Annotated in this window: 24 protein-coding genes; 4 read left to right on the forward strand and 20 right to left on the reverse strand. The window is 36.4% G+C overall.

Annotation, left to right across the window (positions count from 1 at the left end):
* Nucleotides 1-416: 416 nt before the first annotated feature.
* Nucleotides 417-926, forward strand: coding sequence for a phosphatidylglycerophosphatase A family protein (locus tag SPB_RS08850; protein ID WP_003104794.1), 510 nt, complete (start codon nt 417-419; stop codon nt 924-926).
* A 68-nt stretch (nt 927-994) separates the two neighbouring features.
* Here SPB_RS08850 and SPB_RS08855 read toward each other — a convergent pair whose 3' ends face one another.
* The 4 genes from SPB_RS08855 to SPB_RS08870 all read right to left on the reverse strand — a co-directional run bounded on the left by SPB_RS08855 (nt 995) and on the right by SPB_RS08870 (nt 5,475).
* Nucleotides 995-2,707: an alkaline phosphatase gene (locus tag SPB_RS08855; RefSeq protein ID WP_003105625.1), complete on the reverse strand. Its 1,713-nt coding sequence runs from the start codon at nt 2,705-2,707 to the stop codon at nt 995-997.
* A gap of 280 nt (nt 2,708-2,987) precedes the next feature.
* Nucleotides 2,988-3,620, reverse strand: coding sequence for a TetR/AcrR family transcriptional regulator (locus tag SPB_RS08860; protein ID WP_003103400.1), 633 nt, complete (start codon nt 3,618-3,620; stop codon nt 2,988-2,990).
* 12 nt (nt 3,621-3,632) lie between these two features.
* Nucleotides 3,633-4,757, reverse strand: coding sequence for an ABC transporter permease (locus SPB_RS08865; RefSeq protein ID WP_003106017.1), 1,125 nt, complete (start codon nt 4,755-4,757; stop codon nt 3,633-3,635).
* Between the two features lies 1 nt (nt 4,758).
* Nucleotides 4,759-5,475, reverse strand: coding sequence for an ABC transporter ATP-binding protein (locus SPB_RS08870; RefSeq protein WP_003105277.1), 717 nt, complete (start codon nt 5,473-5,475; stop codon nt 4,759-4,761).
* Between the two features lie 327 nt (nt 5,476-5,802).
* Between SPB_RS08870 and SPB_RS08875 the strand changes: the two genes are divergently transcribed.
* Nucleotides 5,803-6,975 carry a DUF4352 domain-containing protein gene (locus tag SPB_RS08875; RefSeq protein ID WP_003103426.1) on the forward strand — a complete coding sequence of 391 codons (1,173 nt, stop codon included), beginning with the start codon at nt 5,803-5,805 and terminating at the stop codon, nt 6,973-6,975.
* A 66-nt stretch (nt 6,976-7,041) separates the two neighbouring features.
* Here the strand turns inward: SPB_RS08875 and SPB_RS08880 are convergent, their stop codons facing one another.
* From SPB_RS08880 to SPB_RS08940, 13 genes are all read right to left on the reverse strand, one after another.
* Nucleotides 7,042-8,145: an ABC transporter ATP-binding protein gene (locus SPB_RS08880; protein ID WP_003102443.1), complete on the reverse strand. Its 1,104-nt coding sequence runs from the start codon at nt 8,143-8,145 to the stop codon at nt 7,042-7,044.
* Complete coding sequence (locus SPB_RS08885; protein WP_003105565.1) at nt 8,132-8,893, reverse strand: HAD family hydrolase; 762 nt, start codon at nt 8,891-8,893, stop codon at nt 8,132-8,134. The genes SPB_RS08880 and SPB_RS08885 overlap by 14 nt, the downstream gene beginning before the upstream one ends.
* Nucleotides 8,893-10,386, reverse strand: a complete 1,494-nt coding sequence (locus SPB_RS08890; RefSeq protein ID WP_003104740.1) for a CehA/McbA family metallohydrolase — start codon at nt 10,384-10,386, stop codon at nt 8,893-8,895. The genes SPB_RS08885 and SPB_RS08890 overlap by 1 nt, the downstream gene beginning before the upstream one ends.
* A gap of 19 nt (nt 10,387-10,405) precedes the next feature.
* Entirely contained in the window at nt 10,406-11,713 is a 1,308-nt protein-coding gene (locus SPB_RS08895; protein ID WP_003102871.1) for an extracellular solute-binding protein, read from the reverse strand.
* A gap of 41 nt (nt 11,714-11,754) precedes the next feature.
* Nucleotides 11,755-12,609, reverse strand: a complete 855-nt coding sequence (locus SPB_RS08900) for a carbohydrate ABC transporter permease (protein WP_003106045.1) — start codon at nt 12,607-12,609, stop codon at nt 11,755-11,757.
* Between the two features lie 9 nt (nt 12,610-12,618).
* Nucleotides 12,619-13,503, reverse strand: a complete 885-nt coding sequence (locus tag SPB_RS08905; protein WP_003105195.1) for a carbohydrate ABC transporter permease — start codon at nt 13,501-13,503, stop codon at nt 12,619-12,621.
* A gap of 3 nt (nt 13,504-13,506) precedes the next feature.
* Nucleotides 13,507-13,824 (reverse strand): DMT family transporter, encoded by a 318-nt coding sequence (locus SPB_RS08910; RefSeq protein WP_003104461.1) that lies wholly within the window; start codon nt 13,822-13,824, stop codon nt 13,507-13,509.
* Between the two features lie 257 nt (nt 13,825-14,081).
* Nucleotides 14,082-14,372 (reverse strand): hypothetical protein, encoded by a 291-nt coding sequence (locus SPB_RS08915; RefSeq protein WP_003103504.1) that lies wholly within the window; start codon nt 14,370-14,372, stop codon nt 14,082-14,084.
* 8 nt (nt 14,373-14,380) lie between these two features.
* A complete protein-coding gene (locus tag SPB_RS08920) occupies nt 14,381-15,049 on the reverse strand; it encodes a fructose-6-phosphate aldolase (protein ID WP_003103287.1) in 669 nt (222 codons plus the stop codon).
* A gap of 26 nt (nt 15,050-15,075) precedes the next feature.
* Nucleotides 15,076-17,490 (reverse strand): glycyl radical protein, encoded by a 2,415-nt coding sequence (locus SPB_RS08925; protein ID WP_003103262.1) that lies wholly within the window; start codon nt 17,488-17,490, stop codon nt 15,076-15,078.
* Nucleotides 17,491-17,650: 160 nt separating this feature from the next.
* On the reverse strand, nt 17,651-18,916 hold the full coding sequence (locus tag SPB_RS08930; protein ID WP_003104391.1) for a RidA family protein: 1,266 nt from the start codon (nt 18,914-18,916) through the stop codon (nt 17,651-17,653).
* Between the two features lie 658 nt (nt 18,917-19,574).
* Nucleotides 19,575-20,555: a sugar-binding transcriptional regulator gene (locus tag SPB_RS08935; RefSeq protein WP_003103568.1), complete on the reverse strand. Its 981-nt coding sequence runs from the start codon at nt 20,553-20,555 to the stop codon at nt 19,575-19,577.
* Between the two features lie 17 nt (nt 20,556-20,572).
* On the reverse strand, nt 20,573-21,316 hold the full coding sequence (locus SPB_RS08940) for a DeoR/GlpR family DNA-binding transcription regulator (RefSeq protein ID WP_003102828.1): 744 nt from the start codon (nt 21,314-21,316) through the stop codon (nt 20,573-20,575).
* 124 nt (nt 21,317-21,440) lie between these two features.
* Between SPB_RS08940 and SPB_RS08945 the strand changes: the two genes are divergently transcribed.
* Nucleotides 21,441-22,214, forward strand: a complete 774-nt coding sequence (locus SPB_RS08945; protein ID WP_003102756.1) for a glycyl-radical enzyme activating protein — start codon at nt 21,441-21,443, stop codon at nt 22,212-22,214.
* A gap of 72 nt (nt 22,215-22,286) precedes the next feature.
* Here the strand turns inward: SPB_RS08945 and SPB_RS08950 are convergent, their stop codons facing one another.
* The 3 genes from SPB_RS08950 to SPB_RS08955 all read right to left on the reverse strand — a co-directional run bounded on the left by SPB_RS08950 (nt 22,287) and on the right by SPB_RS08955 (nt 24,408).
* On the reverse strand, nt 22,287-22,643 hold the full coding sequence (locus tag SPB_RS08950) for a DUF2200 family protein (protein WP_003105842.1): 357 nt from the start codon (nt 22,641-22,643) through the stop codon (nt 22,287-22,289).
* 84 nt (nt 22,644-22,727) lie between these two features.
* Nucleotides 22,728-22,901 carry a DUF6440 family protein gene (locus SPB_RS11395; RefSeq protein WP_003105051.1) on the reverse strand — a complete coding sequence of 58 codons (174 nt, stop codon included), beginning with the start codon at nt 22,899-22,901 and terminating at the stop codon, nt 22,728-22,730.
* A 214-nt stretch (nt 22,902-23,115) separates the two neighbouring features.
* Nucleotides 23,116-24,408, reverse strand: coding sequence for an adenylosuccinate synthase (locus tag SPB_RS08955; RefSeq protein ID WP_003104787.1), 1,293 nt, complete (start codon nt 24,406-24,408; stop codon nt 23,116-23,118).
* 367 nt (nt 24,409-24,775) lie between these two features.
* Here SPB_RS08955 and SPB_RS08960 point away from each other — a divergent pair, with 367 nt between their 5' ends.
* Entirely contained in the window at nt 24,776-25,633 is an 858-nt protein-coding gene (locus SPB_RS08960) for a hypothetical protein (protein WP_003103553.1), read from the forward strand.

A 25,633-nucleotide genomic window follows, 5' to 3' on the forward strand; every position in this document is an offset into this window, starting at 1 on the left:
ATTAACCTTATTTATCAAGCAAATGATTAAAAGAATCAATTTCTTTACTTGTCTATTTACGATATCCAATTAAAATAATATCTGAATTAACGTTCAAAATTAAACTTTAAAAGAAGGACTAATGATACTTGAATAAAAAGAAAAGACATTAGGATTTTGCAACAATGCATACCATCCCAATCCCTCAATTTTTGCGTCCACACTTGTTTAGACCTATCCTAATCACTGAAATATATAGTATAGTACAACTACTATACTATATATTTCAGTGATTAGGATAATATAAACTTATATATTTCAAAATTGTAATACAGTTCTAAAATGACTGTAACAATAAAATATAAAATCAATCCCAACTTATTATCTAAGCTTTTTTGCAGACTGTGTTATAATGATTGTGTCAAGGAGGATTCAAAATGAATAATAGTTATCAATTAAAAGAGATTTCCAGTCAATTATTAGTCGAACGTGGTGTTAGCCTTGATGATATTGCTGACATCGTTTTATCTTTACAAAACAAATATATTCCAAATCTGAATAAAGAAGAGTGTTTAGAAAGTATTGCTGCCGTTTTGAAAAAAAGAGAAGTTCAAAATGCTATCATAACGGGGATTGAATTAGACAAATTAGCTGAGCAAGAGCTTCTGTCTAAGCCACTATTAACTATTCTGATGAAAGATGAAGGCTTGTATGGGATAGATGAAATTTTGGCACTTTCAATTGTCAATCTCTATGGTTCAATTGGATTCACTAACTACGGTTACCTTGATAAAATTAAACCTGGCGTTATCGCCAAGCTTAACGAAAAAGATGGTAAACAATGTCATACTTTCTTAGATGATATCGTAGCAGCCATTGCTGCGGCTGCCGCTAGCCGTCTAGCTCATAATGACCCAGATAAAAGTGCCATTACTAACCAACAATAAGCAAAAAACCTCTATTAGAAAATAGAGGTTTTTTCAACGACTTTTTAGGAGGAAGCCTTATTGGTTAATTAATTTTTCTTTGGTGCTTTTAAGCCAACACCACTTGGTTTTTTGGATTTCTTCTCAACTTCTTTTTTCGGTTTTGAATCTTTTCCATTGAAGCCCATAGCTTCACCCATGCGCACAGCTACATCTGTATCATCATACTCGCCGTCAAACATGAAAGCACCTGAACCCATAGCATAGACAGGAACTTTTTCACCTGAGTGGTCAGTTGTTGACCAAGCAAGTCCAGCCTTCTTATCTAGAATACGAGTTGCTGTAATTGAAACTGGAATATAGCCACCATAATTGGTATCTTGATCATCAGATTCTTTTTTAGACTCTTCAAAAGCTGCTCTCAAGGCCTCATATTCTTCTTTAGAACATAAGCCACGATCTTTAGCTTTTTCTTCAAGGTAAGCATCTTCATCAGCATTGCTTACTTTTTCAGACGGTGCATCTTCTTTCAAAGTTAAACCAAAGTAGTCTTCAATTTTTGATGCAAAGTCTTTGAAAGACATATCAGGATTTGCTTCTAATTCTTTGGTTACAAGATTATCAAATTCAACCTGTGAACCTTTTTGTTTAGTTAATTGATCAAAGTAAGTTTCATAACCAGTTGATTCGTTACCGATCGTAAAGCCACCTGTTGAATGGTCTGCCGTTACAACAATTAGCGTTTCATCTGGATGTTCGTTATAAAAATCAACAGCTGACTGAATTGATTTTTGGAATCCAATGACTTCATTAACTGTTGTTGCTCCATCGTTTGCATGCTCAGCCCAGTCGATTTTACCAGATTCAGCCATCATGAAGAAGCCTTCAGGATCATCTTCCATTACTTCAATCCCTTTTTTGACCATATCATTAAGATTTTGCGTACCTTTTTTCTGATCTATCTGATATGGCATTGCGCCATCATCTTGAAGATCTTCTGAAACAATGTAAGTCTTCTTCGATTTAGGATTGACTTTTTTAGCTTCATCTTTGGTTTCGACGACATTGTAGCCCTTGTCTTTCAAGACATCATAAAGGTCCTTTTGATCTTCATTTTCACCTTTACGATCCATTAAAGAACCCCCAGCGAAGAAGTCAAAATTTGATTCTGCCATCTGTAAACCAATTGAATAATTTGATTTACGTGATTCTTCATTAGCATAGAAAGCAGCTGGTGTTGCATGGTTAAGTGTAACAGTTGTTAAAATCCCAACAGATTTCCCAGCCCGTTTAGCTTTTTCAGCTACAGAGTCACTTGATTTTGAGAAGTCGCCATTAAGGCCAATTGTATTGGTTTGTGTTTTATTTCCTGTGGCAAAGGCTGTCGCTGTGGAAGCCGAATCAGGAATGAAAGAGTGACAATCATATTGTGACTTTAAGCCAATGACTGGCATCTCAGTGAAATTCATGCGTGTAGGATAAACTTCATCTTTATTGGTCTTAGTAAATCCTAAATAATCCTCAGCTGCCGTTACTGGGGTAACACCCATCCCGTCACCAATAAATAAGAAAACATATTTTGCTTTGTTCTCATTAACTTTAGAGTAATCCTCAGTTTTTGGACGCTTCGCATCATACATTTGAACAGCTTTACCATTAGCTGTTTTCTTAGCTAATTTAGTGCTATTTGCTGCATCAGTATCAATTTTGACATCGGCTTGTTTTGAACAAGCTCCTAATAAAATAGATGATGCTATGAGAAGTGTACCTATCTTTTTAAACGAATGTGTAGTTACTGCCACAATAAATCTCCTTTTTTCCCTAAACAAATTGGCTACACCTCTATTGTAATACTCGCTTGTAAAATTAGTTTGCGATTTGTGTAAACCTTCTGTAAATTTTCTTTCAAAGATTAAAAAAAACTGAAGAAAACAACCTCTTCAACTTTTACAGTTTGTTGGGTAAAGACACAGCTACTGTAGTGCCCTGAATAAAAGAGAAATATGACCTGAATATGACCTAAAAAAAGGAACTAAGATATTTTAGTTCCTTTTTTTATATAAACGGAATTAACTTCCAAATCTAATTTGTTATGCCTGCTAGAATTTGTTTTTTGATAATAGCAATATCCATTTCTGGGTCCTGACTTGCTATGCCCATGATGTAACGTTGACCAAAATAGGCTAACATCGGGCCAATAATGCATCTGATTATTGATACTAAGTCTAAGTCTTGATTAACAGTTGGGTTAGCTTCTTTTAGGGTTTCCAACCAACTTCCCATTTTGGAAAGTATATGATTTTTCTCGGACAAGGCCAAAATGTGCTTTTTTAGACTGGCATTAACCATCACTTCTTGAAATACGATTTGTAGAAGTGGATAGTTTACTTCAAAAAAGGTTAGTCGATTGACAACAATGAAGTCAACCGCTTCTTCTAAATCATTTTTATCCTTTAATAGATTAAAAAAATCACCAAACAATGCTGGTAAAACTGGATTAATAACTTCTAACAATAAGTTTTCTTTGGTCACAAAATACTTAAATACGGTTGCTTGACTAACTCTAGCGGCTGCTGCAATCTCTGCTGTTGAGGTTCCATCATACCCCTGCTTGGAAAATAATTCTAAGGCAGCTAAAATGGTTTGCTTTTTTCCTTTGGGAATAGATAGCGTTGCTAAAACCTCAAGATAGGTGGTCATTTGATTGTCGGTCATCATAAGTCCTTTCTATACTCTGCGGTAGCGTTTCATCCCAAAAATGTTAGCAAATGTGAGGATAACTAAAATAATTAACAAGACTGCTATATCAGACCAGATATCCATAAATCCTTTGCCTTGAAGGACAATCCCTGACATGGCATGACCAGAATAAGTGAGAGGTAAAATTTTACCAATACTTCGAACCCAGCTTGTCATCGTGTCTAACGGAATAATTCCTGAGAAGAATAATTGGGGAAGAACAACTAAAGGAATGAATTGCATCATTTGAAATTCTGATTTCGCAAGCGTTGATAACAAGATCCCAAAGGCTAAGGCAACAAGTGCTAAAACATTACTGACCAAAACTAATAAATAAATGTTGCCGACAACTTCTAATTTCATAAGGTAAACTGATGCAATGACAATAATTGTTGTCTGAATTAAAGCTAGTATGCCATAAGAAATCATGTAGCCAAAGACTATTTGTGATCTTTTGACTGGTGTTGCTAAGAGGCGATCAAGTGTACCTGAAGTTCTTTCTTTCAGCAAAGCCATACCCGAAATTAGAAAAACAAAGAAGAAGGTAATAAAACCAATTAAAACTGGAATCATCTTCGCAAAGAAGCTGGTATTTTTATCACCATATCGGTAGCTTTGACTTATTTCAGGAAGCTTGGGTGCCTCAATTTTAAGTGCTGGTTTAGCTTGTGGGGTAGTTTTCGGAATTGATAGTTGGGATAACTTTTTGGTAATTGATGAAATGAGCTCTTTTTGTCCATCTGTTGCTAGAACGGTATTAATTGCCTGACGAGTCATCTTGGTCTTCGAACTGTCGGTATTTGCGTGGAGCAAAGTATAATTGCCGTCTTGTTCTCGATTAAGATACGCATCATACATATCTTCTTTCATACCTTTTACAGCTTCTTCTTCTGAAGAGACATCCATTATTTCTATACCTTCTACTTTCTTCAACCCGTTAACAAGTTCTGTTGGTAAGTTATTGGCAGCCAAATTGACAGAAACACTAGTCTCAGCCGAAAACATGACATTCATCAAGAAAAGTATAAATATAGGTGCTACAAACATCATCAAGACTGTCCGCTTATCTCTTAATAATTCAGTAATTACTTTTTTTACAATTGCAAGTGTCATATTACTCACCTTCAGCTTTCAAAAAGACTTCTTCAATACTTGATACACCATAAGTAGTCTTCAATTGTTCCGGAGTATCTAAAGCAATTAGCCGTCCATCCAATAATAAGCCTACTTTGTCTGTTTTCTCAGCCTCATCCATGACATGGGTTGTTACAAGGATACCAACACCCTTTTCTTTTAAGTGATATAATTCTTGCCAAATTTTTAATCTTAAGGATGGGTCTATCCCAACTGTTGGTTCATCCAAAATTAGTACTTGAGGATCACCTAGTAGGGCTATTGCCAAAGATAAACGGCGTTTCATTCCACCTGAAAAGCCTGATACCAATTTGCTTAAATCATTTACAAGTCCAACAATCTTGGCCACATGTTCAATGACTTCCTTTATAGCATTACCTTTAACACCTTTCATTTGGGCAAAAAATTTCAAGTTTTCATAGGCCGTTAAGCTTTCATAAAGAGCATCAGCCTGTGCCATATACCCTATTTTACCTAATACTTGTCTGTTCGGCATTGTTACCCCAAGTATGGTGGATTGCCCTGCGTCAGCTTTCTCCATCCCTAGACTTAATTTGATCATGGTAGATTTGCCGGCACCTGAGGGACCAATCAGTCCAACAATCTGACCCTTAGATAGGGCAAAACTAACCTTATCTAATATTTTACTTTGTCCATATGATTTCTCTAGTGAATCTAGGATATAGATGTTTTCCATAGTTACCTTCTTTTAGGTGAGTGTTCACTCACTTTTTATAAATACATTATAGTGAGTAATCACTCACTTGTCAATGAAAATTTCTATTTTATAAAATATTATTATGATATTTTCAGAAAATTTTCGACCTTCAACGTTCGTTTATTTACATAAAATTGTGAAAAAATTAAGGTAACATTTGACAGCCTTTACAAAACGGGGGTAAAATAATAGAAAGGAGGATATGATATCCAGTTCTTGTCTGGATTTTAGAGTAAATTTAAATAATAATACAATTTCTAATTTTGGCTCATATATTAGAAATCGTTTTGGGGTTAGGAGAAGTTTATGAAAAAACGTAAAATTATTTATGGCTTGTTAACGTTGTCATCAGTATTTGTTTTAACTGCTTGCGGTGGCAAAGATGAAAAAAATGCAACAACAACTAAAGATGGTCTTCAAGTAAAAATTGTTGACGGCGAGTATATCACAAATGAGGACTTAAAAACATCTAGTAGTAACAAAGGTTACCTTGCTTTAGAAGTTAAATTAAAAAATACTGGTGATAAAAGTGTTACTTATGGTGAAGATAATTTCACACTTTATACTGGTAAGGATGAAGATGAAGAAAGTATCGAACCAAGTCAAGTTTATGACTCGCTAGATCATTTTAAAACTATTTCTTACGGTAAAGTTTCAAAAGGTCGCTCAAAAACAGGCTATCTTGTATATGAAGTTGATAAAGATCAGAAAAAATACAATCTAGTTGTTGATGCTTCAATGGATGACGAAAATTCTCAAGAACTTAAAATTCCTGTTAATGCAACTAAATACAATGACAACACAGAGAAAATTACAAAACTTGCTGAAACCTTTGTTACACAAACTTTCCTAGATGAGAAAGCGGCTATTGCTGGTTCAGATGCTGAAGCTGCAAGCACAACTGGTGGTGGACAAGTTGAACTACTTGGATCTAAAAAAAGCAAAGAGTGGCAATTAACTAATAAAGTTGACGAAGATCGTGCTGCTTATATGAATAAATTTAAAGAAGAAATTAAAGGTTCATTCTCAGATTACAGTCCAAGCGAAGCAGATTTACAAAAATTCGCTCAACAATATATTGCGGCTAATTCAAAACGTGCAAAAATTGAATATACTGTAAAAAATTATCTCCCAACATCAGCTACTATTGCTGTTAAACCATCCGTTATCAACTATGGTGATATGGATTATGATAGCTTAATTAATGATGCAAAAGAGAAATTGAAAAACAATAACTATTCAGATTATGACCAAGTCTACAAAGATGCTGAAAAGTATATCTTTGAAAATATGCACACACGTTATGATTCTGCATCAATTTCAACACCAGATTCTATGTCTGGTGATGGGTACGAAATTAACTTAACTAAAGACACTGATACTGGTAAATGGACTGTTGATACATCTGATAGTGATCAAAACTACTATTACGATGATTTAATTCAAGCCTTCACTGGTGGTATCAATTCATTCTATTAAACGACTATTTACTCTAAAACATCATAGCCAAATAGATCAATTAAAAAAAGCCCATTAGGGCTTTTTTTAATTGACTAAAGCTAATTCAGTTGCTTTATCAAAAAGGTAAAGAAATTTTTCAGGAAGTCCAAGGTACAATGAATCGCCAACTTCAAATAATTCTTTAGAGGTGCTTTTTACGACAAGATTTGTTTTGGAGCCTTCAATTTTGACATGAATTATTGCATCCTCACCAAGCATCTCATAAACTTTAACGTGACCTTTAATGGTATTTGCTTTCTCCTCATGGAAAATTTCAATATCATTTGGTCTGATTCCTAGGACCAATTCTTTGGCTAGGCAACCTTTATCTTCAAATTCTAATGCTTTAGCTGGACTAATCACTTGCTCATGATAGTCTGTTTCAAGCTGTAGTTGACCATTCGTTTGCGTCAAGTGACCATCTAAGAAATTCATTGGTGGAGTTCCTATAAAACCAGCAACAAAAAGATTTACTGGATGATCAAAGAGATTTTTTGGACTATCAATTTGCTGAATTTCGCCATCTTTCATAACAACAATTCGTGTACCTAAAGTCATTGCTTCTGTCTGATCATGTGTAACATAGATAAATGTTGCATCTAATTTTTGATAAAGACTAGCAATTTCAAGGCGCATTTCCCCTCTCAACTTAGCATCTAAGTTCGACAAAGGCTCATCCATTAAAAACACTTTAGGATGGCGAACCATTGCTCTACCCATGGCTACACGTTGTTTTTGTCCACCAGATAATTGACCTGGACGACGATCAAGATAAGCATCCATTCTCAACAATTTAGAAACTTCTGCTACTTTTTTATCAATTTGGGCTTTTTTTAGACCACGAATTTTCAAGCTATAAGCCATGTTATTCCGAACAGTCATATGTGGATATAAGGCATAATTTTGGAAAACCATGGCGATATCTCGATCACTTGGACTGACGTGGTTAATTTTCTTACCATCAATCAGTAAATCACCAGATGAAATATCTTCCAAGCCAGCAATCATTCGAAGCGTTGTTGACTTGCCACATCCCGATGGTCCAACAAAGATGATGAATTCCTTGTCTTCAATTTTTAAATTGAAATCTTTTACTGCAGTTGCAGTTTCATAAACCTTATTAATGTGCTTTAATTCAATAGTTGACACGCGGATCCTCTTTCATTTGATTAATTTCTTCCAATAGAGGCACTAATTCTGCCACCGTAGGAATCACATAAGACGTGTATTCTGCAAGACTGAAAAGATTGCCAGTTCCACTGGTTACGCCTACGCCTATCGCTCTGCCATTATTAGCAAAACGCATATCATTAGGTGTATCTCCTACAACTATAATCTCAGAGCTGTCGCATCCCCAAAGTCTTGCAGCTTGATAAAGCAATTCAGGATTTGGTTTAATTGGCCGACTATTGTCTGACGTTCCAACGAAACTAATGAAATGATCTAAACCTAAATCTTCCATCGTTTTCCAGGTAGATAAGAAAGTATCCGTTGTGACAATTCCAATTGCAATATCCATTCTTTTGAGCTTATCAAAGAGTTTTCTAGTATCTGTAAAGGTTGGTATATCCGACATAGAAACATGAACGGCATCTGTAAAATAATCTTGTAAGCGTTGTGTTAAGAGGTTATAATCAAGGTCTTTGACTTCTTTTTCAATAATCTCACCTAAATCTTCAGCAATCAACTGATATGGTTTCCAGGCAATTGCTCCTTCTGGATCAACTTCACCTTTATGAAACCCGATGGCATCAGACAATTGTTCAAGATATATGTCACTTGGATATAAGTGATAATCTTTAATAAGTTGATTTAATACAGGAATAATAGCTGGTTGCCACAAGCTGAAAAAATCTATTAAAGTGCCATCTTTATCAAATAATATTCCTTTTATCATTATTCCAGTCCTAACTTCTCTTTAGCTTGACCAAATGTTTTAATACTAGTCGTTTTTTCACCCCTAGTGATTGGATTACCATAAAATCGAAAATCTCCATCCTGAGTATTTGCACCAAAGCGAATCCAGTCATACGATTCTTGACTAAAGCTAATTTTCCCTTGAGCACGGTATTGATCTTGATCGATTTTTTCTAAATCAAGAGCAACTTCTTGGCCGTTAAGTTTATAGAAAAGGTATGGTTTTTTTTCCATTTCAATACAAATATCAAAGTGTAATTCCTGACAGTCATCAGCTACTTTATCACCATAAACAATTACTTGATTGTCATCAGTTGTAAATTGACTGTCTAACTGACAAAAACGAGTCACATAGGTATGGCAAGCTGCCAATCCTTTTTTGAGATTATTGGGCGTAAGGTCATCCATTAGTACCCATGTTGCAGGGTCTCCAGGCACAGAAGGGGTCGTTGCAGTTGGATAACATTCATCTTTTAGGAGGTGAGAGTCACTACCACCAATTGCACAAATACGATACCCCTCTGACCAGAAGAAATCTGATAAATCCACAGCTTGTTGATTAGCCAATTTCCCTCGGGCTTTGGGCTCTAATTCATAAGTAGGGTCATTTATTATTTCTAGACTTCTTATTTTGTCTAGACTTAATTCATCGAATTGCCATTTCCATTGGTATAGAAATGGATGATTGATTGAAAAATACCAATCATTATCATTACACTCTTTGATAAATTTATCAATGGCTGCAAGAACCTTTTCTTGTCCACTATCGTTGATAATGGCATCAAGGCTTTCAGGTCGTTTAGTCATTCCAAAAACATTAGCATGACCAAAATTAGTGGTCATTTCCATTCCTGGTAGAACCATTAATTCTGTTTCTTGCCATCCTGTATGAAGCAAGTTATGCTCAGTTGCGTAATAGAAATCTAATCCCTCTCCAAGAACTTTTTCAGTGACTGTAGGAATTAATTCTTTTCCATCTGATAATTGGGTGTGTGTATGGAAGTCACCTTTATACCAGGCTTTGCCTTTTTGATAAATTTTGTCTTGGTCGAAAAAGCTATAGTTAAAGTCTTTATCAACCCAGATTGGGCCACCAATTGCTTCCAAAATAGAACTAGCTTCAAAACTAAGGTCAATTTTGAATTCAATCAAGTCTTTATCAAAGTGCTTGCCATATTCTTGGTTGTAGACAGCTTCAATTGTCCATTGACCTTGGCCGAGCTCCCCTGGAATTGCGCCAAGGGTGCTGGTTTTAGGGTCATTACTTAATGAAATAATTGGGTTGCTATAACTGAGTTGCTTTTGAAAACGGAGTCTGCCTTTTTCATCCTTAATCATTAAGAGAACAAGCATTGTATAAGGCGCTTCTAAATCATACTGTAAACTAATCCCTGTACAATTTTCAGGCATTTGGAAACAGACTGGAGATATCTTATGCGTATCTTTATTTAATTGAAAGTGATAAGTTTCCATGCTGATTTAACTCCTATTATTATTTTTCTAAAGCTTTATCTAAGGCTTTTTGTGCTGTTTTTTGTGCATCATCTAAAGCTTTTTGTGCAGGAACATTTTCTAATTCAACTTTATCAGCAGCAATCTTCAAAGCGTCGTAAATAGCACCATCAGTTGGGTCAATTGGTAATACTGAACCATGTTTTGCTTGTTCAAATGGTACTAATGCTTGTGGGTTTTCTTTAACATATGCTTTGTAGTCAGTATTTTCTGTGATTGCTTTGTTTACGGCTACATAACCAACAGCTTTAGTCCACTTAACTTGGTTTTCAACATCTGTAAAGTATTTCATGAAGTCATAAGCACCCTTTTGCTCGTCTTTGGTAGATTTCGCGAGGACGTCCATTAAGAGAGCGTCTGCTGCTGGTGCTGATTTAGAGTCTGCATCCCAAGCAGGTTGTTCCATTGCTTGTACTTTTTTGAAGTCAAGGTCGGCTTGGTCACCAGATGATCCAATGTAACCACCGGCAGTGTTATCTAGTACATCATCAATTGTTTTGTACCAATACTCCCAGCCTTGCCCACCTGAGTTAACAGTCATTGTTTTATCATCATGGATCCAACTTCTGAATTGTTCCCAAACTTCAACCCACTCTTTATCATTGATGGTAACTGTTTTCCCATCTTCGCTGAACATTTTTGCATCATTACTTAAAGATGCATCAATTAGGTTATATTGGCCCCACATTGGTTCCCAACCATATTTGAATTTACCAGTATCTTTGATGGCTTGGGCTGCTTTGCCCATATCTTGCCAAGTCTTAATTGAATCTGGTTGAATATTTGCAGTTTTGAAAGCTTCTTGGTTATAGTACATAACCTGTGTTGTACCATAAGCTGGTAAGCCATAACGTTTACCATCTTTATTTTTACCTTGATCAGCGAATACTTGAAGGTAGTTATCTTCTTTGAAGTCTTTATCATCCTTAGCTAATTCATTGATATCAACTAATAATTTTTTCTTATCTAGATTACGAGATGGTGCAGTATCTAATAGGACAAGGTCTGGTGCTTTATTACCAGCAATTGCTGCTTGTAATTTAGTATAAGTTTCACCATAGTCTGCTTGTGTTACTGCTTTAATTTCATATTTATCTTGAGACTTGTTATAGTCTTTAATAATATCTTTCCAAACATTAACGGCTGTTTTCCCACCTGCAAACCAAAATTCAACTTCAATTTTGCCATCTTTTGTTTTAGGAGCTGAGGAGCTTGAACCACCACATGCCGAAAGTACAAGTGTCGATAATAGTCCAACTGAAGCAAGTGCTAACCAATTTTTTTTCATGATAAAATCCTCTTTTTTTAATAAGTGTAAAACAATATATATTAACCTTTGACACCAGTGTCACCACCGATACCATTGATAAACCATTTTTGAGTGAATGCAAAGATGATGAGTAAAGGTAGGACAATAACAGCACTTGCTGCCATTACTTTTGCCCACTCTGTTCCATAAGCTCCACCTTCAATGAAGAAACTACGCAACCCTTGTGACACTAGATACTTAGGCTGATCATTAGTAATTAATGATGGCCACATATAACTGTTATAAGCTGCTATAAAACTCATCAAACCGAAAGTAATAAATGATGACTTGGTCATCGGACAAACAATTTCCCATAAAGCTCGGAAATGTGAAGCACCATCCATCCGCGAGGCTTCAACTAAGGTTTTTGGAACCTGCATGAATGCCTGACGTAACAAGAAGATTCCAAAGATACTAATCGTACTTGAGACAATCAAGCCTGATAAAGTATTTAGTAAGCCACTTTGAGATAAGATAATGTAGCTCGGGATATAAGTTGCCGCCGCTGGTAACATATATGTTCCCATAACGATGGTAAAAATGAGGTTTCTGCTTTTAAATCTCAAAAAAACTAAGGCATAGGCTAACATAGCACCAGTAACAATTTGGATTAAAACAATGACTAATGATGTCCACAAACTATTCCAGATATAAAGCGGAATAGGTGAGTTGAAGAAAATCTCTGAAAAATTTGACCATTGTGGTACGGTTGGCCAAAAATTATCTGGATTCATTACTTCCGCCTTAGTTTTTAGAGAACTAATAATCATCCATAAGAATGGAAATGCTGTAAAGATACTAACGAGAATTAAGATGGTCCACTTAATAAGTGTGGCTAAAATGCTCTTGGCATTCATATTTTGATTTTCCGACATGATTACTCCTTAATAATGAACCCAACGTTTAGAACCAACAAATTGCATATAAGATAGAACCACTGTTATAAGGACCATGACGACGGCAACGGCTGTTGCTTGTCCCATATTGTATTCTTGGAAACCAAGTTGGTAATACATATAAAGTAAGGTTCTGGTGCTTCCGCTTGGTCCACCTTGTGTTAAAATCTGAATTTGGTCATAGGCCTGTAAAGAATTAACCATGGTAATGATCATCAGAAAGAAGGTTGTCGGAGAAATACTTGGTAAAGTCATGTCAATGAATTGACGCAAAGGCTTTGCCCCATCCAGTGAACTTGCTTCGTAGATATCTTTTGGAACTTTTTCAAGAGCTGACAAGTAGAAAATCATTGCGTAGCCGAGGCTTTTCCAAACAGTAACAATAACAACTGCTAACATTGCTGTCTGAGAACTCTTTAACCACTCTAAAGCTGGTAAATGCAAAGCTTGTAAGATTAAGTTTGCAAAACCATTTTTAGGTTCAAAAATCCAAGTCCAAACAATTGATATTGCTACTGTTGGTGTAATCCAAGGTGAGAATAGGATGAATTTGAATAAACCTGATCCTGCCATCTTTTTTTGTAATAACATAGCTAAAGTTAGTCCACCAAGTATCGTTGGAACTAAAGTTCCCAATGTAAAGACTAGGGTATTTTTTAAGGCTTCGTAGAATCTGGAATCAGCAAGTAAACTCTTATAATTGCTAAACTGTACAAACTGATACTCCGGTGTCATGAAGTTCCAGTCTGTAAAACTTAACCAAAAGGTTCGAAGAATTGGATAAACCCAGAAAATAAATAAAGGAATAAAGGCTGGTAGAACAAATAATGCTACCAACAAGGCATTTTTGAAACGACTTTGACTTAAGGTCATTGGTTAGTTTCCTCCTAAATTGACTAAAAGACAGCCAGCTAAAATTAATATAATCCCTAGTACCCCAGTAAGAGATAGACTTTCCTTATAAAAAATAAGAGATACTAGAACTGTTACTAGGATTCCTAGACCACACCATAAGGCATATGCCACTCCCAAATTTAATTCTTGGATAGCTTTGGCAAAAAAATAGTGACAGATCATATATACACAAGAGCACAAGATACTTGGCCAGAATAGTGTAAATCCCTTAGTCAACTTTAAAGTTGATGTTGCAATGACTTCTGCGATGATGGCTAAGAGTAAAAAATAGAGGGCCATGTTTCTCTCCTTAACTAAAGCTTAAGCTAAGTATAGCGAGAGACTTTAAATTTCCCATATGATTTTTGTAAAAGTATTGTAAATTTTTTAAATAATTAATCAAAGATGAACAATTAACACTTTTGTTCTATTTTTGTTAGGAATAAAAAAACACCCTGGAAAATGGGTGCTTTTGTCATTTTTATTCATTACTTTTTAGTTCCCAGATATTATCTGATTAACCTTATTGATTAGACTTATTACTTCTTTTCCATAAGCTATTCTTTCTCAGAAGCTTGAAAGGGTGTTTTGTAATAGGTAATTTGTTCTGGTCTTGCTTTTGATTTTAAGTAAAGTTCTACTTCTAGAGAAGTCATTGCAAAGTAGTCCAGATAATTAGTTTGGGGATTTAATCGCCTTACTAAATCATCGACAGTTGTTTCAATGCCTGAAGTATACAATTTTACAGCCTTGATATCATTTAATGGGATTATTTTCTTCTTTAAGATAAGGACTTGTTGCTTATCATCCCAAGTAATAATTCCTTTTTCATTGCCTTTGGTAAACATTGTTTTTCCTAAATGCTTTGTTTTTGATGAATACTTTCCCAGTCTTTGCAAAAATCGTCAACTGCTTTTTGGATTGATGGCATAGCAAATCCGGCTTCAAAGACATCTGGCCCTGCTGTTATTGCTTGGGCGCCAAGGGCAAATGCTTTATTAACTTGTCCAACATTTTTAAAGCTAGCAGCTAAAATTTTACTGTCAGAACATTCGCGGTCAATTGCTTCCGCTAATTGTCCAATAACAGCTTCCGCATCAATATTGAGATTTTCCATCCGGTTATAGTATGGTGCTAAATAATCTGCTCCTGCTTCAATAGCCAACAGACCTTGGAAAGTTGTATAGATAGCTGTTGCTGTAATATGATAACCATCAGCTTTCAAGGTTTTAATAGCAGTAAGGCCATCGGTAGTTACAGGAACTTTAACAAAAATACTATCTCCTGCCTGACGACGAATTTCAGCAGCATCTTTTAATATCCCTTCATAGTCTTTTGCGACCACTTGAACATGGATTGACGCTTTATCACCAATAATGGAACGAACTTCTTTAATTCGTTCAAAAAAATCAATCTGACCTTCTGCTTTAGCAATTGTCGGATTTGAAGTAACCCCGGCTAGAGGTAAAATTTTTGACCATTTTTTAATTGCCTCAAGATTGAGGGTGTCTAACATATATTCCATTACATTTCCTTTTCTAAACAAAATCCTTAAAAAGTATGCTCAGTGCGTTCAATGATGTCATCTTGTGTTGCTTTTGATAAAACATTGAAGAATGCTGAGTAGCCAGCAACACGAACAATTAAATCACGGTGTTCTTCTGGATGCAGTTGAGCGTCAATTAAGGTTTCACGAGAGACCACGTTATATTGGATATGATAACCATGAAGGCGATTAAAGAATGTTCTTAAAAGAGCCATCAGTTTCAACTTATCTTCTTCTTTGGCTAAAGTCTGTGGGTTGACTTTTTGATTAAGCAAGACACCACCAACAATTTCATCTGTGCGCAATTTAGAAACAGATTTCAGTACTGAAGTTGGCCCTTTTTTATCCATACTATGTTCAGGAGAACAACCCTCAGCTAGTGGCGTACCAGCATGACGTCCATCGGGCGTTGCCAGTGTTCCTTTTCCTTGACCGACATTAGCTGAAATTGATGATGTTCCTGAATAGCGCGTACCTCCAATTGGACCACGACCATAACGCGTATTTGGATATTTGGCAATCTCATCAATGTAAGTATCATAAGCATCGACGACTAACTGATCGACATAATCGTCGTCATTCCCATATTTAGGGGCATCATTAATGAGCATTTGACGAATTTCTTCGCCGCGGTCCCCCGCGAAATCGGATTCCAAAGCATGCCACAATTCTTGAGGAGTCAGTTTGTGCTCCTCAAAGACTAATTTCTTAAGCACTGCTAAGGAATCAGCAAGGTTGGCTATCCCTACTTGAAGGCCAGAGATAAAGTCATAAACTGCTCCGCCTTCTTTCAAAGTCTTACCTCGGCCGATACAGTCATCAGTTAAGGCAGAGCAAAGAATGTCTGGGCATTCGCGTTCCAAACCAAGGTCAATGGCATTTTCGACAACGACACTCATGCGGGTTATTTCGCGTAGAGTTTTATCCCAAGCAACTTTCAACTCCTCATAAGAAGTCATATCTGTAAAGTAACCGTGTCCCTTAGCAAAACGTTTACCAGATGAGGGATCAATGCCGTTATTCATAGTAATTAATAAGATTTTCGGGAAGTTAATATAGCTCATCCCTGTACAACGGTAACCCCACTTACCAGGGACAGCTGTTTCAACACAGCCAATAGCTGAGTAATCATAAGCATCTTCTTCCAAAACACCTTTTTTGATAAAGGACGGAATGATAATTTCATCATTATTCATGGCTGGCATTCCAAAACCAAGTTTCATGACTTCGATACATTCATTCATAAAATCATTATCTAAACCTTTATGGTAACGAACAGTCAAGTTTGGTTGTGGTAATTTAGTTTGAGCTACTGAGCGCAGAACCATATAGGACATTGGATTGACAGCATCTTTTTTATCTCTGGTTTGACCACCAATGGTCACGTTTTGGTACATTGGACTACCTGCTGAAGAGAAGGTATGTGATTGACTGCGTACTTTATTGATGGTTAAAGTTTTTATCCATAAATTGGTTAGGCGTTCAACAATTGATTCCTCTGTTTCACGTCCAGCTTCTAAATCTGCTTTGGCATAGGGATACATGTATTGGTCAAAACGTCCATATGAGAGGGAGTGACCATTTGATTCTATCTGCAAAATACACTGGATAAACCAAACAGATTGGACAGCTTCCGCAAATGTCGCAGCTGGCTCATAAGGTACTTTGTCACAGATTCGAGCAATTTCCAAGAGTTCAGCTTTGCGATCAGCCGAAGCCTTTTCCGCCATTTGGCGTGCTAATTCTGCATAACGGCGAGAGTAAGTCTTGATGGCGTTGATGACGATGAAAATGGAATCGTAGAAATGATACTTATCAATGTTTTCTGGAACAGTTAGGTCCAAGGCATCTTTAGCAGCATGTGCACGGGCTTCAAAGTCTTTCAAGCCAAATTCAAGAACTTTCTGGTAATTGACAGCTAAGTGAGCATCACCTGAATTCATTTTACCTTCCATCCCAAAGAAGCCTGTTTCCATATAGACATCAACTTCTCTTGGTAGAAGCGCACCTGCGCGTGCCCGGAGATTATTGTTTTCCCAGAATGGTGCTATTGAACGCAACTGCTCTTTGGTTTCTTCCTTAATATAGAAGACATCGCCATCGCGCTTTTCAAAGAGATCCAATTCATTAATTACGAATTCAAGTGTATACTCAGGAAAAATGGGGGCATCTTTATTTGAAGAAGCTTGGTTACCAGCAATCAAGCTTTCATCTTCAATATAAATTGACATATGTTCCAAAATATTTTGCAACATATAAGCTCTTTTAAGATTGGCTGGTTTATCTTGATGCTCTTTATAAGTTTCTGTTACCAGAATAGCTCGCTCAGCATCGATATACGGTTTTTTATCAAGCACAGCCTCGCGGTAAGTGCTCATCCGTTCAGTTAATTGGCCAAAACGTGAATTAGTTAGGGTCATAGCTATCACTCCTTGTTTTTTCTTTCGTAATAGTTTTATGTTTCTTTCGTAACTATTTTAACATAAAATATATTCTAAAAGATATGTTCTTTCGTTAAAAGCGTAAGCAAAAAGATATTGCACAATTGTGCAATATCTCGGTGCCTTGACATTGTTTATATTAAATTACTGGAGGAGTTCCTTCAGCATTACCAACTGTTGCGTCAATTTGAACAGAAGCACCTTTTGGTAATTCAGAAACACCTACGAAACGAAGTGCTGGTTTAGTTTCAGCAAAGATTGCTGAGAAGACTTCTTCTACTGCAGTCATTTCATTAAGATCAGTCATGTAAACATTGATTTTCACAACATCAGCCATAACATGATCAACACTTTCGATGATTGCTTGGATATGCTCAAAAGCTAATTGTGCTTGTTCTTTAACAGCCCCAGCTACTAAGTCACCAGTGCTTGCATCAACTGGAAGTTGGCCTGAAATGTGGTTGTAGTGTGAGAAGGCAACTGTTTGGCTAGAATAAGCACATTTAGGAGCTTTGTCAGTGTTTGAGTGTTCAATGATAAGGCCGTGACGGTCTTCGATAGCTTGTGGCGGAGTTCCATCACCGTGTGATACCGTTGCTTCCATTTGAACTAATGCACCCATTTCAAGTGCTGCAACTGGAACAACTGTACGAGCTGGTAGGTAGTTGACAGCACGCGCAATTCCTGAATCTGGTAAGAAAGTTTTGTATACTTCGTTAACGACATCAAGGTCAGCTAAGTTAGTGACGTAAACAGTCATTTTAACAACGTCATCAAGAGGGACATCGATGCTTTCAAGCACTACTTTGATGTTTTTCAAACATTGTTGGGCTTGTTCTTTAACGCCACCAATTGCTAAACGTCCAGTTTTAGGATCGATTGGTAATTGAGCAGTTACATTATTATAGTGTGAAAAAGCTACTGTTTGTGTTGACATTGCGGACACAGGAGCATTATAAGTATTATTCGTTAATTTAACCAAATCACCTGCTTGAGGAGCATTTGGAATTGTCCCCTCACCATTTGAAATAATGGCATCCATTTGCACTTTCGCATCCATTGGTAGAGCAGAAACTGCTACAACTGTGCGTGAAGGTACATAGGTTGGGAAGAAATCTGTTTGAACTAAATTAATAGTATCAACATCTTGAATATCTTTAACGAAAATAGTAAGTCTTACAATGTCAGTTAGGACATGATCAATGCTTTCAACAACTATTTTTAAGTTTTGAAAACATTGTTGGGCTTGTTCTTTAATCCCACCTTCAACCAGTTGACCAGATGAAACATCAATTGGTAACTGTGCTGATAGATTGTTGTAGTGTGAAAAAGCTACAGTGTGAGATCCTAGAATTTTAGGAGCAAGTTCAGTATTTCTTGCTAAGACTTCGTTATTAACGCTCATGCGTAAATTCTCCTTTGGATTTGTGTTTGATGTGAATCATTTATTAGAGTTAGTGCACTTTCTCTAATAAATAAAAGTAACTCTTTTTTCAGAAAGCGGTTACATTTGTCAGTATAACAAGCTCCTATCCTCACTGTCAAGCCGAAAAAGGAGGTCTTAATCAAGACTACTCCATTCCTTGTCTAGACATTTTGTATAGTCTTATATTTATAATTAATTAAACAATTTTTACTTTCAGCAAAAAAATATACCTCTATTTTTTTGAATAATCTGATAAAATCTCATCCTGGGCTATCACCCTTTCCCATGCCTAAATTTATTTTCATTCATTTTTTCATTTCAATATTTAAGTTTTTCTCAAAAAAATGTATAAACATTAGACAAATTAAAAACATACGCTAGCACTTTAGGCTACTTCAAGATTTTCCAGTTTTGCTTGATGCATATTTTTGCTAATGAAAAGAACCTGTCTTTCAAAACAAGTTCTTTGCAATAGCTATGAAAATATCTAATCAGTATTTCAGATACTTACCTCTTACCATTTCATAGTCATAACTGACATTTTTTAAGCTGGAAAATGCTAAGCTATTTCATTCCATGGAAAGCATACTTAAAAATAAAATGTATAGGGAGAGGAATTTTACACAATTGTGCAAAATTATCCTATTTTATCTTGCAGATAGGTATCGCCGTCCTTTGCTAATAAGACTTTGATAGTTTCTTCATCGGTAACTAAATAATTAATACACTTAACTTTTAAAGCAGCTAAGATGGCAGCAGCTTTTTCTTGGCCGCAAGCAATGGCAAAGACATTTGGTACTTGCCTTAATTGTTGCAAGGAAATACCGATCGTGCGTTCTTGTAGGTCTTTATCAACTGACTGACCATTCTTGTCAAAGAAGCGGCAGCAAATCTCACCGACAGCCTCAAGTTGACGCAGTTTCATATAGTCGCTACCCATCAAAAGATCACGCCATTGGCTATTTTTTTGAGCATTAGGCTCGGCTCCAATACCAATAACTGCCCAATCCAGTTTCTCCCAGGAAAGCAAGGTTTTTTCAAAGTATTTGGATTTCTTAATCCCCTGAGCAATCGTAGCATTTTCCTGAATGACAGTGGCATTAATAAATGAGCTTTGACCGTGAAATAACCGAGCTAAGCGGTAAACCAAAGTATTCACATGAAAGTTAGCATGGATAGCACTTGGACCTCCAGAAAGTGGGAAAATCGAAATCCCCTTCAAACTCTTCTGAGTCATATGGTCAATCAAGGCGCTAATGCTAGAACCCCATGAAATGCCAATAACCTCATTGTCTTTAATCATGGAACGGAGAACTTCCGCCCCTTCTTTAGCTATATGATTGAGGTTATCTTGGTCGTCATGCCCTACTTGATAAGGCAAGATAGTCACTTTTTTGAGACCATACTTTTCTTGAACGTAGGATTCCAAGGCAAATAGGGTGGAGTCATAGCCTTGAATCTCTATTTTAACAATGCCCTCATCCTTAGCTTTGGCCAACATGCGACAGACCGTGGTCCGATAAATATCCAACTCCTTGGAAATGGTGGTTTGACTTTTGCCCTCAATATAGTGCATATAGGCGATTTTGGCCAAGAGTCGTTTTTTTTCTTCCTTCATGACACCCTCACTTGCTCTTATACGTAGTCCATGGCAATCCCAGAGGAAGTTAGAAAGCCTTTGCTCTCTTGATCAATCCCCTTGTCAGTAATAATGCGGCTAACCTTGTCAAGGCTCAGCTGATGCACCAAACTTGATTTGAGAAACTTGCTGGAATCAGTAAGAATAATCGTTTTTTCGGCCGCGTCAGCCATGCTTTGGACCGCTTCACAGCGCATCATATCCTTGCACATAAAACCAACTTGTGGGCTAAAGCCATCCGTCCCCGCAAAAACCATATCCACATGGAAGAGGTTAATCATTTGCTTGAGCAGAGGCCCAACAGTCACCTCCGAGTTATGCTGATAATTACCCCCTAAGAGAATGATTTGACAGGAGTCATATTGACGCAAAAAATTGGCTATAAAACAAGAATTGGTAATAATTTTAATATTGCGTTTGGTCTGGCAAAGGACTTCCGCCAAAAGAGCACAGGTTGAGCCTGATTCAATCATGATAGTATCGTTGTCCGCAACCAATTCAGCCGCTTTTTCAGCAATCTTACGCTTGATATTATAATTGTAAGACAGGCGAACATTAAGGTCATCGCCACTGTTCAAAACAGCATAACCATGCTCTCGATGCAGAAGACCTTTTCCTTCTAATTTATCTAAATCTTTCCTTATAGTTACTTTCGAAACAGCTAACTTACGAGAAAGGGTATTAACGTCAATTTTTTGATGTTTTGATACTAATTGGATAATCTTTTCTAATCTATTCATTGGACACCTCACTTGTCATTATATCAGTTTGAGCAAGAAAATTGAAAGAAAAAAATGACTTACGAACGTAATTGATAAAATTACGTTTATGTGTTATCATGTCCATAAAAGAAAGGGTAGCACTATGACAGAATCAGGAATTGTCTTTAACATCCAACACTTTAGTATCCATGACGGCCCAGGTATCCGGACCACTGTTTTTTTAAAGGGATGTCCTCTAAGATGTCCTTGGTGTGCTAACCCAGAGTCTCAACGGAGAGAACCGGAGGAAATGCTCAAGGCAGACGGTCAATCCTATGAAACAGTCGGTCAAGTTAAAACAATCGACCAAATTATGGAAGAAGTCCTCAAAGACCAAGATTTCTATGAAGAATCTGGAGGCGGACTAACCTTATCAGGTGGTGAAATTTTTGCTCAATTTGAATTCGCAAAGGCCATCTTAAAGGCAGCCAAAAAAGCTGGACTGCATACCGCCATTGAGACCACCGCTTATACCAAACACGAGCAATTCCTAGATTTGATTCAATATGTCGATTTTATCTACACCGACCTCAAGCACTATGATCAAATCAAACACCGCAAGGTTACAGGCGTAGCTAACCAGGTCATTATCAAGAATATCCATGCTGCCTTTCAAGCTGGCAAAAAAATCGTTCTCCGCATCCCTGTCATCCCTAACTTCAATGACAGCCTAGAAGATGCCCAATGCTTTGCCCAACTCTTTAACGAGTTGGACATTAATCAGGTGCAATTACTTCCTTTCCATCAATTTGGGGAAAACAAATACAAACTCTTGGAACGCGACTACACAATGAGTGATGTCCCAGCTTACCATCCCGAAGACCTCAAAGACTATCAACAAGTCTTCCTAGACCATCAGATTCATTGTTACTTTTAAGAAAGAAAAAGACAAGCTAAAAGATTGGCTTGTCTTTTCATATGTTTAATCTAATTTTTCAGCTATTCTTTTTTACTTATCATACTTGTCGAAGACTTGTTGAGGACTCTTGCCTTTTGCTAACCAGTCAACGAGTTTATCCAACTGGCGCATTTTTTGTGTCTGATCATCTTCGATGGTTTCAATTTGAACACCACAAATTTTACCAGTGATATTTTGACGCAAAGGATTATAGCTAGGTGCCTGCTCGAGAAATTCTCCATAAGTAGTATCTGATTGATTCAGTTGGGCAACTTGATCGGCCGAATAGCCCATTAACCATTCAATAATGGCATCCACATTCTGAGCCTGGCCACCTTTGCGCTCAACTTTGGCTACTAAAGCCTTATAGATTGATTGAAATGACATTTGAAATACTTTATGTGACATAGCATTAAACTCCAACTCTTTTTTTCTATTTTAACACAGAATGGTCACAGGATAATTCATGATGTTTCATATGTTCCGATAGGATTATTGATTTGATAACCATTCTCTATTTAACTTAGGTTTGCCATTTGCTTCAAGAAGAGGAATAATGTGGTTACCATTTTTGTAGTATTCGACACCTGTTTCATTATCAACAATCACTTGTGTTCCAAAATCAGTATTAATAACTGAAAATCTATCTTTCGAAATTTTAGACATATTTTTCTCCTTTTAATTATTTTTCATAAATATAACATTTATTAACTTTACAAGTCAATTTTTTCTTCACCCTTTATAGAATAATTCCGCTGAATTATTGATAGTCGTTGGACATCCTATGATGCTTTTCCATTTACAAACAAAAAAAGTGAAGACAAGTAGCTTATCTTCACTCTGATAATCTTTCCAAAGAAAGATTGTTATTTACATTTTATTAGATATTTGCCCAAACTGATTCTAGAATGTTTGTTTGTTCACGTCCTGGACCTACTGAGAAAGTAGAGATGCGAACACCAACTAATTCACCAACACGGCGAACATAGTTACGAGCATTTTCTGGAAGGTCTTCAAGGCTACGAACACCTGTGATATCTTCAGACCAACCTGGTAATTCTTCATAGATTGGTGTGCAACGTTTTAATTTTTCTAAACTTGCTGGGTAGTAATCAATGCGTTCTCCGTCAAGGTCATAAGCAACACAAATTTTAACTGTATCGAGTCCTGAAAGAACGTCGATTGAGTTGAGTGAAAGGTTAGTAATCCCTGACACACGACGGCTATGACGCATAACAACTGAGTCAAACCAACCAACACGGCGTGGACGGCCAGTTGTTGTACCATATTCATGACCAATTTCACGGATACGGTTCCCAACTTCATCAAATAATTCAGTTGGGAATGGTCCATCACCAACACGGCTAGTGTAAGCTTTACATACACCAACTACTTTATTGATTTTACTTGGGCCAACACCAGAACCAATTGTTACTCCACCAGCTACTGGATTTGAAGATGTTACAAATGGGTAAGTACCTTGGTCAATATCAAGCATAACACCTTGTGCGCCCTCAAATAAGACACGTTTACCACCATCAAGGGCATCATTCAAAATAACTGATGTATCTGTTACATACTTTTTGATTTCTTGACCATAAGCATAGTATTCTTCAAAAATCTCATCAAAGTCAAGTGCAGTCGAATCGTACATTTTTTCAAACAAACGATTTTTTTCAGCCAAATTAGCCATCAAACGGTCAGCAAAGATTTCTTTGTCTAATAAATCAGCAATGCGGATACCAACACGCGCAGCTTTATCCATATAAGCTGGGCCAATTCCTTTAATAGTTGTTCCGATTTTGTTATCACCTTTTGAATCTTCTTGTAATTGATCCAATTTAATGTGATAAGGCAAGATAACATGGGCACGATCTGAAATACGCAAATTATCTGTTGTAACGCCTTCTTCATGAAGATAAGCTAGTTCTTTAACCAATGATTTAGGGTTAACAACCACTCCATTACCAATAACAGAAAATTTTTCTGGGAAGAAAATACCTGATGGGATCAAATGTAATTTGAATTTTTTTCCATCGATGACAATTGTATGTCCAGCATTATCACCACCTTGATAACGAGCAATCACTTCTGCATCTGCAGATAAAAAGTCAGTGATTTTTCCTTTACCTTCATCACCCCATTGGGTACCAACAACTACTACTGATGTCATATGTATACGATATAGGCTTACTCTAGAATGGTAGAGCAGGGGCCTTCACCTTTCTTGAAAACATGGCAGGAATCTCACCTGCAGTTTATCTTACACCCTATTATAGCAAAAAATGGATATATTTGCCAACTTTTATAATAATATTAAGAAAATACATTTTATTAGAAAAATTATTATTTTCAATTAAGCAAAATCCGAACATTTGTATTTCATCACTTTATTATGCCCTATTTTGCTATTCTATTTGTAATCTAAATAATATCCGCTATTTTTAAAGTATTCTCTTTAAGAAAAGTCCTATTTGAGGTAAAATAACAGTATAATAATGGGTTTAACCCACTAAAGAGTCCTAGAAAGAGAACAATCTATGTTACAAAAATTTGATGGTATTATTCAGCATCTTCCAAAGCTACCAAAGTGGGTTTGGTTTATTATTTATTTTTTGATGATTGCACCATTATCTGATGTCCTACCAGATGGTCTTCTTTTTACGGCTATGATTGGTCTTGGTCTTGGTTTTAATTATGTCGGCAAACGGAAAAAATGGCTAACTGGCCAAAAATTAGCTAAACGCATTCAAAATCTCAAAGACAATGTTCATTTGGCTGACAAGCAAAGTAATCTCTTAAAAGACTATCTAGCTATCAGTGATTACAGTAATTTCAAAGTAACAGCTGAACAATTATTAGCCCGAATTGAATATATCAAAGATGAATCTTACAATTTACAATCTCATATTCCTCGAGATGTTTATAGTCGAATGAACCAAAAAGCAGACGATGTCAAAGTAGATACAGTATTACAATTAGAAAAACTGCAACAAATATCTGGTCCGCAAGCTGAACATACCGATTTACATCTACAGATTGTCCAAGAAGCACCGGAAATAAACGAACTCTATCAAAATATCCAAAAAGATCATCATAACATTCTTGAAAAAATCAAAAAAGCAGATAATGTTGCTGAACTAGAAGCACTTCATGAAAGTGGTATGCAAAAATTCTATGATATTTTAGATGGTTACCTCAAAATAAAAGCTTCACCAAAGGATTACTACAACGCTGAACAACGGCTAGAAAATGCATTAGTCGCTATCAAAGCTTTTGACTTAGATTTGGATGAAACATTGCGACAACTCAATGAAAGTGATCTTAGTGATTTTGATATTAGTCTTCGAATGATGCAAACTAATAAGCGGACACCTGACTCAGATACAACAATTTAG

The sequence above is a fragment of the Streptococcus parauberis NCFD 2020 genome (assembly GCF_000187935.1).
GTDB classification, from domain to species: domain Bacteria; phylum Bacillota; class Bacilli; order Lactobacillales; family Streptococcaceae; genus Streptococcus; species Streptococcus parauberis.